Raw genomic sequence first — 11797 nt, forward strand, 5'->3', positions numbered from 1 at the left:
ATATTGCAAGGGTTGTAAGTGGTAAAGCCGCGCAGGGTATTTGGGCAGCATTGGCTCAAAAATGACAAAGTATTGCAGCAAATAGTTAAAGCCGCAGAAATAACAAAAAGCGATCGCATTCTGGAAATCGGTTCTGGTACGGGCATCCTCACTCGCCAATTAATACCCCTTGCCCAATCTGTCGTATCTGTAGAAATTGACAGAGATTTATGCGAGTTGTTAGCAAAACAATTAGGAAAAAAAGAAAACTTTTTACTCTTACAAGGCGACTTTCTTAGCCTAGATGTAAACTCATATTTAACTAATTCCATCTATCAAAATCCCAATAAAGTTGTTGCTAATATCCCATACAACATTACAGGACCAATATTAGAAAAACTCTTAGGTACAATTTCCCAGCCAGCAACTCAACCATTTAAATCTATAGTGTTACTCCTGCAAAAAGAAGTAGCAGAACGCTTATACGCCAAACCAGGAAATAGAGCCTTTGGCGCATTATCAGTAAAAGTTCAGTATCTAGCAAAGTGCGAACTTATCTGCCCAGTACCCGCTCAATGCTTCTACCCACCACCAAAAGTAGATTCAGCCGTAGTTAGGCTTTATCCTCAGCAGATAAACCCGCAAGCAACAAATCCGCAACGTTTAGAAACATTGGTCAAACTAGGATTTGCTACCAAGCGGAAAATGTTGAGAAATAATTTAAAAGCAGTAGTAGAACGCGATCGCCTGACTCAATTGCTGGAACAATTAAACATAAATCCCCAAGCCCGCGCCGAAGACTTAAGCGTTGCCCAATGGGTAACTCTCGCTAACTCTGAGTTTTAATATGCGCTCTTATACCCTGACATCACCAGCAAAAATCAACCTCTATTTGGAAATACTCGGCGATCGCCCCGACGGCTATCACGAGCTAGCAATGATCCTGCAAACCGTCGAATTAGCAGATAAAATTGACTTGCGCTCCCTTAGCACTGAAGATATTCGCGTCCGCACATCCAATCCCCAACTACCTACAGATAACAAAAATCTTGCCTATCAAGCAGCCGCACTTATGGCAGCAGAATTTCCTGAAGCTTTTGCTCAATATGGGGGTGTAGAAATAAATATCGACAAACACATCCCCATCGCTGCAGGTTTAGCAGGTGGTTCTAGCAATGCTGCCGCCGTATTAGTTGGGTTAGACTTGATGTGGAAAATAGGACTAACTCAATCAGAATTAGAGACATTAGCATCTCAATTGGGTTCTGACGTACCTTTTTGTATTGCTGGCGGAACAGCGATCGCCACAGGTAGAGGCGATGACTTATCTCCCTTACCCAGCCCTGAAGACATATACGTAGTATTAGGCAAATATCGCCATATAGAAGTATCTACAGCTTGGGCTTATCAAACTTATCGCTCCCAATTTGGTAGTTCCTACGTAGTTAACAAGCAAGACCTAGATTCTCGCGCTGCTGCCGTCCATTCTAGCTCAATGGTAAGTGCGATCGTCCATGAAGATAAAGAGCAAATTGGTCAAAAACTTCACAACGACTTAGAAAAAGTAGTTTTACCCAATTACCCCCAAGTCGCACAGCTACGACAAGCATTTCAACAAGCAGGGTGTCTGGGAACCATGATGTCAGGTTCCGGTTCTACCGTATTTGCCTTGTGCGAATCTCAGTCCCAAGCAAAGCAAGTACAGCAGCAAATTAGAACGAGCCTCACAGAACCAAACTTAGACCTTTGGCTTACCCGCTTGTGTAGCACTGGTATTCAAGTTTTATCTAGCACCAGAGATTAACTCACTAGCAAAACAAACCATGAATAATCCCACTCCCACCGAGAATAAATCGCCCGAAGTAGAATCAGCCCTTCCTACCCCCTTACGATGCCTGACAGGTTCGCTAATGGCTGGAGGATTGACATTTGCACTTTACAACCTTACTTCCTCCATCTCACAAAACTTCGCCGACAGACCCCTACATTCAAATAATCCTACCGTCCTCAACATCAGCGTCGCCGTTCGCACCTTAGTTGTTGGTATGAGTACCCTAGCAATGGTTGTATTTGGCATAGTAGCGATCGCTCTAATTGCCCTCACCATCCAATCATCCATCCAACAACTTACTAAACGCTCCTCTACCTAGATTCACTAGACGTAGCACTGCTACGTCTCTACTCCCCCTGCCCCATCTCTTCGCAATTCTTATCTTTCCCCCCACTTTTCCCCAGCAACTTCCCCAGGTTTTCCCCAAATTTAGGCACGTTTTCCACAGCCTTTAACGATAGCTAACGGTTTATCGCCCTAGTTGTGGATTGTCTGGCGATCGCTTAACTGCTAAAATAATACGCTGTTTATATAAAGATATGTAACAAAAAACATAGTAAAAGCTTGATTATCTCGTAAATATTTTTTTTAGATAAAGGCGATCGCAACATTTCGCAGCATTGACAAACCCACCCCCTCTTGCCGGACAATAAGGCGACTTACCTCTAAAGTTAAAAGCAACTTCTAATTGAGAAAAGTCTAAGTTGTTTCTGGCTGCGAGTAAGATTTGTGTCTTTATTTGCCCTAGAGGCGAGGTGCATAATGAACGCCACCGTAAGTATTTTGACTGAAATTCCCGAAGAACTACATCAAGCACTCAAAGGTTATTTAGAAACTCATCCCGAATGGGATCAAGATCGAGTGTTTACAGCCGCTTTATCGCTATTTTTGCTGCAAAATAGCGATAACGGCGATCGCCGCGCCGCTAGAGTTTATTTAGAAACCTTATTCCACCCTTGTGCGTAAACAAACATTTAGGGGCGTAAGACTTTGCGCCCCTAGGTGGTTCTCATTAGACTTCTTACAAAAATAGGCAACGCTCGTAAATTAGCAATCCTATCTTTTTCTTCCTTGTCTCCCTTGTCTATTAAATTATGGACTTATGCAAAAGGTCTACTGAGGAGGCGCTTCAAACTTATAACCTACGCCCCGTACCGTCTGAATCAACACTGGTTGAGTAGCATCAATTTCAATCTTCTTGCGGATTTGCCCGATGTGGACATCAACAACCCGCTGATCTCCTACATACTCGTAATCCCACACTTCTTGAATTAGTTCTGCTCGTCTCCATACTCTACCTGGATGACTAGCTAAAAAACGTAACAAATCAAATTCAAGCGCAGTTAAAGGAATAAGCTGGTTGTTAAGAGTTACCTCCCGCCTCTCTGGATCGATTACTAACTTCTCAAAGCTCAAACGCTGCTTTTCTGGTGCAGTCACAATCCTTTGACGCTTGAGAATAGCGCCTACACGCACCTCCAACTCACCCAAACCAAAAGGCTTCGTCAGATAATCATCCGCACCTTGGGAAAACCCGCGAATCTTATCTGCTTCATCGCCGCGACTCGTCAGCATTAGGACAAACACCCTCGTACGTTTTTGCATTTCTTCGCAGAGGTTATAGCCAAGCGTATCGGGCAAATTGACATCTAGAATTACTAAGTCTGGGTTGAACTGCTCGAATATAGCCAAAGCAGTTTTTCCATCCTCAGCAGACTCAACTTGATAGTTTTGCTTAGTCAAAAAGCGTTGGATTAAATTCCGAATCGCAGGGTCGTCATCAACGATAAGAATCTTGGCAAGAGCCATAGCCATTACTTCGTACAATAAAAATAGGATTAACAAGTAGATGGGAAAATAAGTAGTAGCATTAAAGTCAAGTTAAGACTACAACGCCCCTACCAATTATTAACCTATAATTTAGGAAAGCCCAAATATGTTTGATGCCCCTAATACTCGTGTTGTAGCTGACAATTGCCTTTATACCCCAGCAACCGTTAAATAATCGATTGTACATTAAGTTAAAGCTAGTTTCTTCAGTACACTAAGGATTATTAGTTATAAAATTCACAATTTTCCACTTATTTGGATAACTTTTGTTAAAACTACTACATTTTACCCAATGTCACTTAACTGTATTCAGTACTCCGAATCAGTGACGGGAGGATGTCACGGGGATGTAGCCTTATGCTAAAGTGCTTATGTGTTAGTACCAGCTATTAAGTACCTAGACGCAGCAGTTGTTAGCAAAACAACTGGAACAAAATCTAAAAATGTTTTTTATTAATTGCTCTGACTGAGGCTGAGGCGATAGAGTTAAATGAGCGAGCAAAACTACTACCAAAAACTTGGAGTCAAACAAGACGCTACCTTCGATGAAATTCAAGAGGCTCGCAACCGCCTTGTACAAGAACATCATGGCGACTCAGAGCAGTTGGAATTGGTCGAAGCAGCTTACGATGCCATTTTGATGGAGCGCCTGCGAATGCGCCAAGAAGGTAAAATTAAAGTGCCAGAAGGCATCAAATTCGCAGAACGTCTGACTCAAGCACCCCCCAAGCAAATTGTTCCCCCAATTAAACAATCTGCCCCTTGGCTGCAAAGATCGATCGATACCCCCAGCCTAACAGACATACTCTTGCCAGGAAGTTTATTTATCGGCTTAAGTGCTTTGAGCGCGATCTACACAACTGCTGGCGCTCAACTTTTGCAGATAGAACTAATTATTGGCGTAGGCTTGAGTCTTTTCTTTCTCACCCGCAAAGAACAAAACTTTGGTAGAGCCGTGTTGCTTACAGGTGTAGGGCTAGCTGTAGGGCTAATTTTTGGCGGCGTACTGGCTAATTTGCTCCAAGCACAACTTACCCAAGTAAATCTAGGTACAGAACAGTTCTCTGCTATAGTCACGTTTTGTTTGTTGTGGCTAATTAGTAGTTTCTTACGCTAAGAGAGTTTGATTAATTATTAGTAGGCAAGGTGCGATCGCACCTTGCCTACTTTTTGCTTTAAGCCACATCAGGCAAAGATTTACTCAAGACTAAATCCACAGCTTCACTCAGATTTTCTACGATCGCATCAGGGTTGTAAAGTTGTAATTGTACGCGATCGCGAATTCCGCTCAAAACAGCGATCGCTTTTACGCCATGCTTTTGAGCAGCAATCATATCAGCCTCCGTATCTCCCACCATCCAAGTCTCTTCAGCTTGGGGAAGTTCAATTAATGCCCGTTCCATTAATAAAGGTTTATCATCAATGTCGCGGGTTTTAACATAATCGTTGCTGAGGCAATAACAGCGGTTTTTAGGGAAAAACCTGCTCAAATAGTAGCGCTCGAAAGCATAATTTAATTCGCAAACTCGGCGCATCGTCATCACTGCTAAATCTATCCCCGATGCTTGGACTTTTTCTAACGCTTCTACCGCACCAGGCGCAAGCGTATCGTCGCTAAAATACGGTTCGGTATGTACTGTTTGGCGGCGCAACCTAGCAAAGTTTTTTGCCTGCACTTCATCAAGTCCCGATCGCCTGCCAATTTCCACTTCAGGAACGCGCGATCGCTTCAAGCACCAAAATTCTGCCTTACTTAACTCTTTTACTATCTGCTCAGGATGTTTGCTTGTCTCTAGACAAAATTTATAGACTCGATAGTACCGCTCGGAAACATCAATAATTGGACCATCAAAGTCTGTGATTAACCGTAGCATCGCAACGAAATATGTACTTTAGTTACAGATTAGCTTAATCTTTAGCGTGCTATAGTTTTGAATTTTTTATCAAACAGTTAGCGCTCGTTAATCAACCATACTACCACGCTTTAATTGTTCGCGTTCGATCGCTTCAAACAAAGCCCGAAAATTGCCCTCCCCAAAACCCCGCGCTTGCGATCGCCTTTCAATAATTTCCAAGAAAAAAGTTGGTTCGCCAAAAATAGGCTGGGTAAAAGTTTGTAGCAGCAAGGCCTGCGGTAAAGTTTCCTGCCAATCAACTAAAATTTGTTGCTCGGCAATTTCGGCAATTTCTCTAGCAGATAGAGGTAAACCTGGACGTTCCAGCAATTGAGTGTAGTAGGAAGGAGGAACGGGGAGAAAATCAACACCAAAGGCGCGGAAATGAGCGATCGCTTGCACAATACTTGGCGTTTCTAGAGCAATATGCTGAATTCCCGCACCCTTATTCACATCCAAAAATTCTTGAATCTGGGAATTAGAAGAAGCAGGCTGATTAATTGGTAACTGTACTTGCTTATTACGCGAAACCATCACCTGGCTATGCAAAGCCGAGCGATCTGTCTGAATCTTAAAAGTCTGTTGAGCCTGAAAATCCAGCATATTTTCATACCAAGCCACAGCCATTTCCAGATCGCCTTGAGCCACGTTTAAAACTACATGATCTATCCCGCTAAAACCAATTTCACCCTCTGTAGGGGTGCAATGCATTGCACCCCTACTGCTATCCTCCACCAAAGTATGCGTCAAAGCCCCCCAAGCCGCGATTTTTACTATGTCTGTAGATTGATGCAGCACTTTCGCCCCACGCGCGATCGCTCTATCTGTAATTGCTTCTACATCATCAACACAAAAGCTAATGTCAGCAACACCAGGTGGGTGCTGACTGAGAAACTTCGCTACAGGGCTTGCAGAACTTGACGGTGAAGACAATGCAAAATAAACAGCGCCACTTTTGACCAATTCTGTGCGAGTATGCGGCAAATCAACGCTACTAGCTACAGATTGAAACCCCAACCGATTGACAAACCAATCGCGGGATACTTGAGCGTCTTCTACGTAAAAGTGAACGCGGTCGATTTTCATAACCATTCAAAATCCAGCTTAAAAGCTTACTTTGTCTAAATTTTGCCGGATTTAGATAGATTTATAGGTCACTCTCTAGTAATAATTGTCTCTACCTATAAAAATAAATGACTTTCTGGCTGGATATTAATTTCCATCGGTACAGCTTGAGCCTCGGCGCTTAAAGCATAAAATATCGCCTCAGCAGCAGTTTCAGGACTAAGCATCTTTTTGCGGTCTACTTTCAAACTGACGTTATCCCAAAAAGGTGAATTTACTCCCCCAAAATAGAATAGCGTAAACTTTACCCCAAAGCGCTTTAATTCTTCTGCCATACATTTACTGAAGCCCACAACTGCAAACTTAGAGGCGCAGTAAGCTGATGCCATTGACATTGAGTGCTTGCCCAAAATTCCCACAACATTACAGATATGCCCAGATTTGCGCTCTTGCATCAACTCCGCTGCAGCTTGGCAAGTGTAGAAACTACCTTTTAAATTGACATCTAACATCGCATCTAAATCGGCAGGATCTAAGTTGCTGTAGGGCTTCAGAATTCCCGCCCCTGCTGCGTTTACTAAAGCGTCGATTTGACCAAATTGGGCGATCGCACTCTCAAATAATGCATCTACCTGTTCGGGCTGAGTAATATCGCAAGCTACTGTTAATACTTCTCCTCCTAGTTCCGCAGCTAGGTTAGATAACTTATCGCTATCCCTAGCTGCTAATACCAAACTCGCTCCTGCCTTTGCTAGCTTGCGTGTCAAAGCTGAACCAATCCCACCTGTCGCCCCAACTATAACTACTACTTTTTCCATGACTCTTTACAATTCTTCACATCTCTTCCCATAATAGTAGGTAAGCCGTAAAAGCAGAAAGAAGCTCAAAGCAGCGTTCTTCCTGCCGATAGACAGGCAAGCTAGCATGAGGACTTAAAATTAAGTTAAATTTAATTAAGATTCCACATAATTATCGATCGCCGCTTTTGTGGCTGCGTGTCTAGAAATTGAAGAAGAAAGCATTTAAAAGCTTATTGGCAGAAATTGCACCTAGAGGCAACTAACAGATGAAATTTTCTTGGAAAGTTCTTGTATTGTGGACATTACCAGCCCTGATAATTGGCTTCTTCTTTTGGCAAGGAGCATTCGCCAGCGCTCCGGCTGAAATGACTAAAAATACAGCCAGTACCCGCATGACATACGGGCGGTTTTTGGAATATTTAGATACAGGTCGAGTTAAAAGCGTAGATTTGTACGAAGGCGGAAGAACAGCAATTGTTGAAGCGGTAGACCCCGAATTAGACAACCGCATGCAACGCCTGCGCGTAGATTTACCTTACAACGCACCCGAACTTGTTTCTAGATTAAGAGACTCTAATATTAGCTTCGACTCCCACCCAATGCGGAACGATGGCGCAATTTGGGGGCTTTTGGGCAATTTAGTTTTCCCAGTTTTATTAATTGGTGGGCTATTTTTCCTATTTAGGCGTTCTAGCAACATTCCTGGCGGTCCTGGTCAAGCGATGAATTTTGGCAAATCAAAAGCGCGGTTCCAAATGGAAGCCAAAACAGGCATCAAATTTGATGACGTTGCGGGAATTGATGAAGCTAAAGAAGAACTGCAAGAAGTAGTAACTTTCTTGAAACAGCCAGAACGCTTTACCGCAGTGGGCGCAAAAATTCCTAAAGGAGTATTATTAGTTGGTCCTCCAGGAACAGGGAAGACATTACTAGCAAAAGCGATCGCTGGCGAAGCTGGAGTACCATTTTTCAGTATCTCTGGCTCGGAATTTGTCGAGATGTTCGTCGGTGTGGGTGCATCTCGCGTCCGCGACTTATTTAAGAAAGCCAAGGACAATGCTCCATGTCTGATCTTCATCGATGAAATTGATGCAGTAGGAAGACAAAGAGGCGCAGGAATTGGCGGCGGTAACGATGAAAGGGAACAAACCCTTAACCAGTTACTTACAGAGATGGACGGTTTTGAAGGCAATACAGGCATTATTATTATTGCTGCGACCAACCGCCCTGATGTATTGGATTCAGCCTTGCTGCGTCCAGGACGCTTTGATAGACAAGTAATTGTCGATGCTCCTGACTTGAAAGGAAGATTGGAAATTTTAAAAGTCCACTCGCGCAATAAAAAACTCGCTCCTTCTGTATCTTTAGAAGCGATCGCTCGTCGTTCTCCAGGCTTTACGGGCGCTGATTTAGCTAATTTGCTCAACGAAGCTGCAATTTTGACAGCTAGACGGCGCAAAGATGCTATTACCTTGGCAGAAATTGACGATGCTGTAGATCGGGTAGTAGCGGGAATGGAAGGTACGCCATTAGTTGACAGCAAGAGCAAGCGCTTGATTGCCTACCACGAAATCGGACACGCTTTAATTGGTACGTTGGTTAAAGAACACGACCCCGTACAGAAAGTAACTTTAATTCCGCGCGGACAAGCACAAGGCTTAACTTGGTTTACGCCTGATGAAGAACAAGGACTAATTTCTCGTTCTCAGCTTAAAGCTAGAATTACAGGTGCATTGGGTGGTAGAGCCGCTGAAGCTGAAATTTTTGGACATTCCGAAATTACTACAGGCGCAGGTGGTGACTTGCAGCAAGTTAGCGGTATGGCGCGGCAAATGGTGACTAGATTTGGTATGTCTGAGTTAGGACCTTTGTCACTGGAAAGCCAAGGTGGAGAAGTATTTTTAGGACGCGATTGGATGTCGCGCTCGGAATACTCTGAATCTATTGCTGCTCAAATTGACGCTCAAGTTCGTACCATTGTTGCTGAGTGCTACGAAATAGCCAAGCAGATTATTAGAGAAAATCGCACCGTATGCGATCGCTTAGTCGATTTGTTGATTGAAAAAGAAACCATCGACGGCGAAGAGTTCCGTCAAATTGTTGCTGAGTACACAGACTTACCAGAAAAACAGCAATTTGTCCCAACTCTGTAATCTAAGTTAATTGACTTTAAGAAGGTGGTAGAAATCTACCACCTTCTTTTTTATGGAATACAGCAACAATTATTTGTAATCAACAGTCAGTAAAGATTAAATCACTTATTAGTTATCAATGAAAAAATTTATATTATTTACTTCTTTGCTTAGTTCTTTAGCAGTTTCGGCTGTAGCTATTGCGCCAACAAAAATTACTAACCAGTCAAAACTTGCTATTAATGGCATTGGTTCAATTCGAGTTGGCATGACTATCGCTGAAGCTGCAAAAGCATCTGGAACTAAGTTAGTAAAATCTGGTAGCGCTCCATTAGATACTAACTGCGACTACGTTCGCCCTCAAAGCTCACCTAAAGGTATCGGTTTTATGGTTACAAATGGGCGGATTGCTAGAGTAGATGTGTACGACAATAAGAGCATTACGACCTTAAGCGGGGCAAAAATTGGCGATACAGAAGCGCGGATTAAAGCGCTATATCCAAGACAAATTAAAGTTAGCCCTCACGAATATACAGGATATATGGGCGGACACTATTTGACATTTGTACCCAAAGATAAAAGCGATAGCAATTACCGATTAGTATTTGAAACAGATGGTAAGCGCGTTGTTAACTTTAGAGCCGGAAAATTGCCAGAAGTTGAGTATGTAGAAGGGTGTTCGTAGATTACTATCGGTAGAATAGGCTAATAAAGCTGCATCTGTTAAGACTTAAGCTGTGATAGACAACATTTCCAAGTTTCTCATCGAACAATATTCGCGTGATAACGAGTATCTTGGCTGGGTTATAACTAGATGAGCAAACAATCCGCCAACTGATGAGGAATCCGGTGATGCGCGAGTCTACGATGTATCAGTCTATTTTACGTGAAGGTGAAGAGATCGGACTGGAACGTGGTTTGACCCAAGGGCGCATAGTAGGAGAAACAGAATTAGTTCTCAAGCGGCTTACCCGTAAAGTAGGTAGTTTATCCCCTGAACTAATCGCCAGAGTGAGTGCTTTGAGTTTGGAGCAGTTGGATGTGTTAGGCGAGGCGCTGTTGTATTTTGATAGCGTGGAAGAATTAACATCCTGGTTGGGTTAATCGAGGAAAATCGAACAAGGTTTTAAACTGTGGCTTATCCTCAAGGCGCACGTAAAGGCATCAGTATGGTTACAAATAGGCGCGATATAGTTTGTATTGCTAGGTTGTGCAACTATGGACTCTAACTGCCACAATAACCTCTGGTAAAAAATATCATCAATGGGTTTCTAACCAGCGATCGCACTATATTCTCAAAGTAGGGCTAATCTGTTGCAGATAATAAATAAAGTTATCAATCCAGCTTAGTATCTAAATTACTGATGTCACCAAAAATATCACGCCGTTTGTTCGTCCACTTGTTTTTATTAACAGCTTGCAGCAGCAACTCAAAGCCAACTCAAAACGATAAACTAACCGTTGGCGTGGTCAGCTACGGTGCAGGAGTGCAGATAATTGACCAGTATGCTAACTTCAATAATTATTTAAGTGAAAAAACAGGAGCGCTAGTTGAGTTAGAACCTACATTTAACGAAGCTAAAGCTCTTGAACGCATCAGAAACCAAGCTTGGTCGCTAATTTTTGCTCCTCCAGGTTTAGCAGCTATCGCAATTTCCGAACAGCAGTATATACCCATTGCTCCTCTGAGTAATCTGGGTAACTTACGCTCTATTATAGTTGTACGTAAAGACAGTCCTGCACGCACCTTAAAAGACCTAAATGGCAAAATAGTTGCTCTCGGACAGCTTGGTTCAGCAACAGGTTATTATTTCCCCATTTTCAACCTCTACGGTTTAACACTAGCAGAAATAGTTACCGCGCCCATACCTAAAACAGTTATGGAATGGGTTGCTCAAGGAAAAATTGCTGCTGGTGCTTTATCTAGAGAAGAATTTAACTTTCACAGCCTCCAAATGACTGAAACAGAGTTTCGCGTGCTTTACATTGACCCTCACCCCGTTCCACCTGGTGTTATCTTAATCGGACCTACTGTAGAACGTAATCTGCAAGAACAAATTCGCAAGGTGATAAACGAAACACCATCAGTATTAGCTCAAGAAGTAGGGTATGTCCCTAATGGCACATTACCTGATTATAAATATATGACTACTGTAGTGAAGCGGGTTAAGTCAATTGCTACTCACATTCAAGAAAAGCCTGCGCGTCTGTTTTGAGTAGCACAATCTACAAAGTAGGCAATTAATCCACTTCTAAAGCAGAAAT

At 42.8% G+C, this 11797-nt stretch carries 13 protein-coding genes; 9 read left to right on the forward strand and 4 right to left on the reverse strand.

Features of this window, described 5'->3' with window-relative positions; all coding sequences use genetic code 11:
- Nucleotides 1-18 precede the first annotated feature (18 nt).
- From rsmA to UH38_RS18190, 4 genes are all read left to right on the forward strand, one after another.
- Complete coding sequence (gene rsmA, locus UH38_RS18175) at nt 19-825, forward strand: 16S rRNA (adenine(1518)-N(6)/adenine(1519)-N(6))-dimethyltransferase RsmA (protein ID WP_045056101.1); 807 nt, start codon at nt 19-21, stop codon at nt 823-825.
- Between the two features lies 1 nt (nt 826).
- Nucleotides 827-1783, forward strand: coding sequence for a 4-(cytidine 5'-diphospho)-2-C-methyl-D-erythritol kinase (gene ispE, locus UH38_RS18180; protein ID WP_045056102.1), 957 nt, complete (start codon nt 827-829; stop codon nt 1781-1783).
- 19 nt (nt 1784-1802) lie between these two features.
- Entirely contained in the window at nt 1803-2129 is a 327-nt protein-coding gene (locus tag UH38_RS18185) for a DUF3082 domain-containing protein (RefSeq protein ID WP_045056103.1), read from the forward strand.
- Nucleotides 2130-2572: 443 nt separating this feature from the next.
- Nucleotides 2573-2776 carry a DUF2811 domain-containing protein gene (locus UH38_RS18190; protein WP_045056104.1) on the forward strand — a complete coding sequence of 68 codons (204 nt, stop codon included), beginning with the start codon at nt 2573-2575 and terminating at the stop codon, nt 2774-2776.
- A 147-nt stretch (nt 2777-2923) separates the two neighbouring features.
- Here UH38_RS18190 and UH38_RS18195 read toward each other — a convergent pair whose 3' ends face one another.
- Nucleotides 2924-3619 (reverse strand): response regulator transcription factor, encoded by a 696-nt coding sequence (locus UH38_RS18195; protein WP_045056105.1) that lies wholly within the window; start codon nt 3617-3619, stop codon nt 2924-2926.
- Between the two features lie 511 nt (nt 3620-4130).
- Here UH38_RS18195 and UH38_RS18200 point away from each other — a divergent pair.
- Nucleotides 4131-4757, forward strand: a complete 627-nt coding sequence (locus UH38_RS18200; protein WP_045056106.1) for a CPP1-like family protein — start codon at nt 4131-4133, stop codon at nt 4755-4757.
- A gap of 58 nt (nt 4758-4815) precedes the next feature.
- Here the strand turns inward: UH38_RS18200 and UH38_RS18205 are convergent, their stop codons facing one another.
- From UH38_RS18205 to UH38_RS18215, 3 genes are all read right to left on the reverse strand, one after another.
- Nucleotides 4816-5514 carry an HAD family hydrolase gene (locus UH38_RS18205; RefSeq protein ID WP_045056107.1) on the reverse strand — a complete coding sequence of 233 codons (699 nt, stop codon included), beginning with the start codon at nt 5512-5514 and terminating at the stop codon, nt 4816-4818.
- Between the two features lie 87 nt (nt 5515-5601).
- Nucleotides 5602-6621, reverse strand: coding sequence for a 4-hydroxyphenylpyruvate dioxygenase (gene hppD / locus UH38_RS18210; RefSeq protein WP_045056108.1), 1020 nt, complete (start codon nt 6619-6621; stop codon nt 5602-5604).
- Nucleotides 6622-6716: 95 nt separating this feature from the next.
- The gene (locus UH38_RS18215) at nt 6717-7418 is read right to left on the reverse strand and encodes an SDR family oxidoreductase (RefSeq protein ID WP_045056109.1); all 702 of its coding nucleotides are present in this window, start codon (nt 7416-7418) and stop codon (nt 6717-6719) included.
- A 248-nt stretch (nt 7419-7666) separates the two neighbouring features.
- Here UH38_RS18215 and ftsH2 point away from each other — a divergent pair, with 248 nt between their 5' ends.
- From ftsH2 to UH38_RS18235, 4 genes are all read left to right on the forward strand, one after another.
- Nucleotides 7667-9553: an ATP-dependent zinc metalloprotease FtsH2 gene (gene ftsH2, locus UH38_RS18220; RefSeq protein ID WP_045056110.1), complete on the forward strand. Its 1887-nt coding sequence runs from the start codon at nt 7667-7669 to the stop codon at nt 9551-9553.
- Nucleotides 9554-9671: 118 nt separating this feature from the next.
- Complete coding sequence (locus tag UH38_RS18225; protein ID WP_045056111.1) at nt 9672-10217, forward strand: hypothetical protein; 546 nt, start codon at nt 9672-9674, stop codon at nt 10215-10217.
- Nucleotides 10218-10384: 167 nt separating this feature from the next.
- Entirely contained in the window at nt 10385-10636 is a 252-nt protein-coding gene (locus UH38_RS18230) for a DUF4351 domain-containing protein (protein ID WP_052672442.1), read from the forward strand.
- Between the two features lie 260 nt (nt 10637-10896).
- Entirely contained in the window at nt 10897-11748 is an 852-nt protein-coding gene (locus UH38_RS18235) for a phosphate/phosphite/phosphonate ABC transporter substrate-binding protein (protein ID WP_045056112.1), read from the forward strand.
- Nucleotides 11749-11797 lie beyond the last annotated feature (49 nt).

Origin of the sequence: Aliterella atlantica CENA595 (assembly GCF_000952155.1) — a bacterium.
In the GTDB taxonomy this organism is placed as follows: Bacteria; Cyanobacteriota; Cyanobacteriia; order Cyanobacteriales; family Chroococcidiopsidaceae; genus Aliterella; species Aliterella atlantica.

Coding starts and splice junctions, on each gene's coding strand:
- ispE (WP_045056102.1), top strand. CDS start 827: ATGCGCTCTTATACCCTGACATCACCAGCAAAAATCAACCTCTATTTG.
- UH38_RS18185 (WP_045056103.1), top strand. CDS start 1,803: ATGAATAATCCCACTCCCACCGAGAATAAATCGCCCGAAGTAGAATCA.
- UH38_RS18190 (WP_045056104.1), top strand. CDS start 2,573: ATGAACGCCACCGTAAGTATTTTGACTGAAATTCCCGAAGAACTACAT.
- UH38_RS18195 (WP_045056105.1), bottom strand. CDS start 3,619: ATGGCTCTTGCCAAGATTCTTATCGTTGATGACGACCCTGCGATTCGG.
- UH38_RS18200 (WP_045056106.1), top strand. CDS start 4,131: ATGAGCGAGCAAAACTACTACCAAAAACTTGGAGTCAAACAAGACGCT.
- UH38_RS18205 (WP_045056107.1), bottom strand. CDS start 5,514: ATGCTACGGTTAATCACAGACTTTGATGGTCCAATTATTGATGTTTCC.
- hppD (WP_045056108.1), bottom strand. CDS start 6,621: ATGAAAATCGACCGCGTTCACTTTTACGTAGAAGACGCTCAAGTATCC.
- UH38_RS18215 (WP_045056109.1), bottom strand. CDS start 7,418: ATGGAAAAAGTAGTAGTTATAGTTGGGGCGACAGGTGGGATTGGTTCA.
- ftsH2 (WP_045056110.1), top strand. CDS start 7,667: ATGAAATTTTCTTGGAAAGTTCTTGTATTGTGGACATTACCAGCCCTG.
- UH38_RS18225 (WP_045056111.1), top strand. CDS start 9,672: ATGAAAAAATTTATATTATTTACTTCTTTGCTTAGTTCTTTAGCAGTT.
- UH38_RS18230 (WP_052672442.1), top strand. CDS start 10,385: ATGCGCGAGTCTACGATGTATCAGTCTATTTTACGTGAAGGTGAAGAG.
- UH38_RS18235 (WP_045056112.1), top strand. CDS start 10,897: ATGTCACCAAAAATATCACGCCGTTTGTTCGTCCACTTGTTTTTATTA.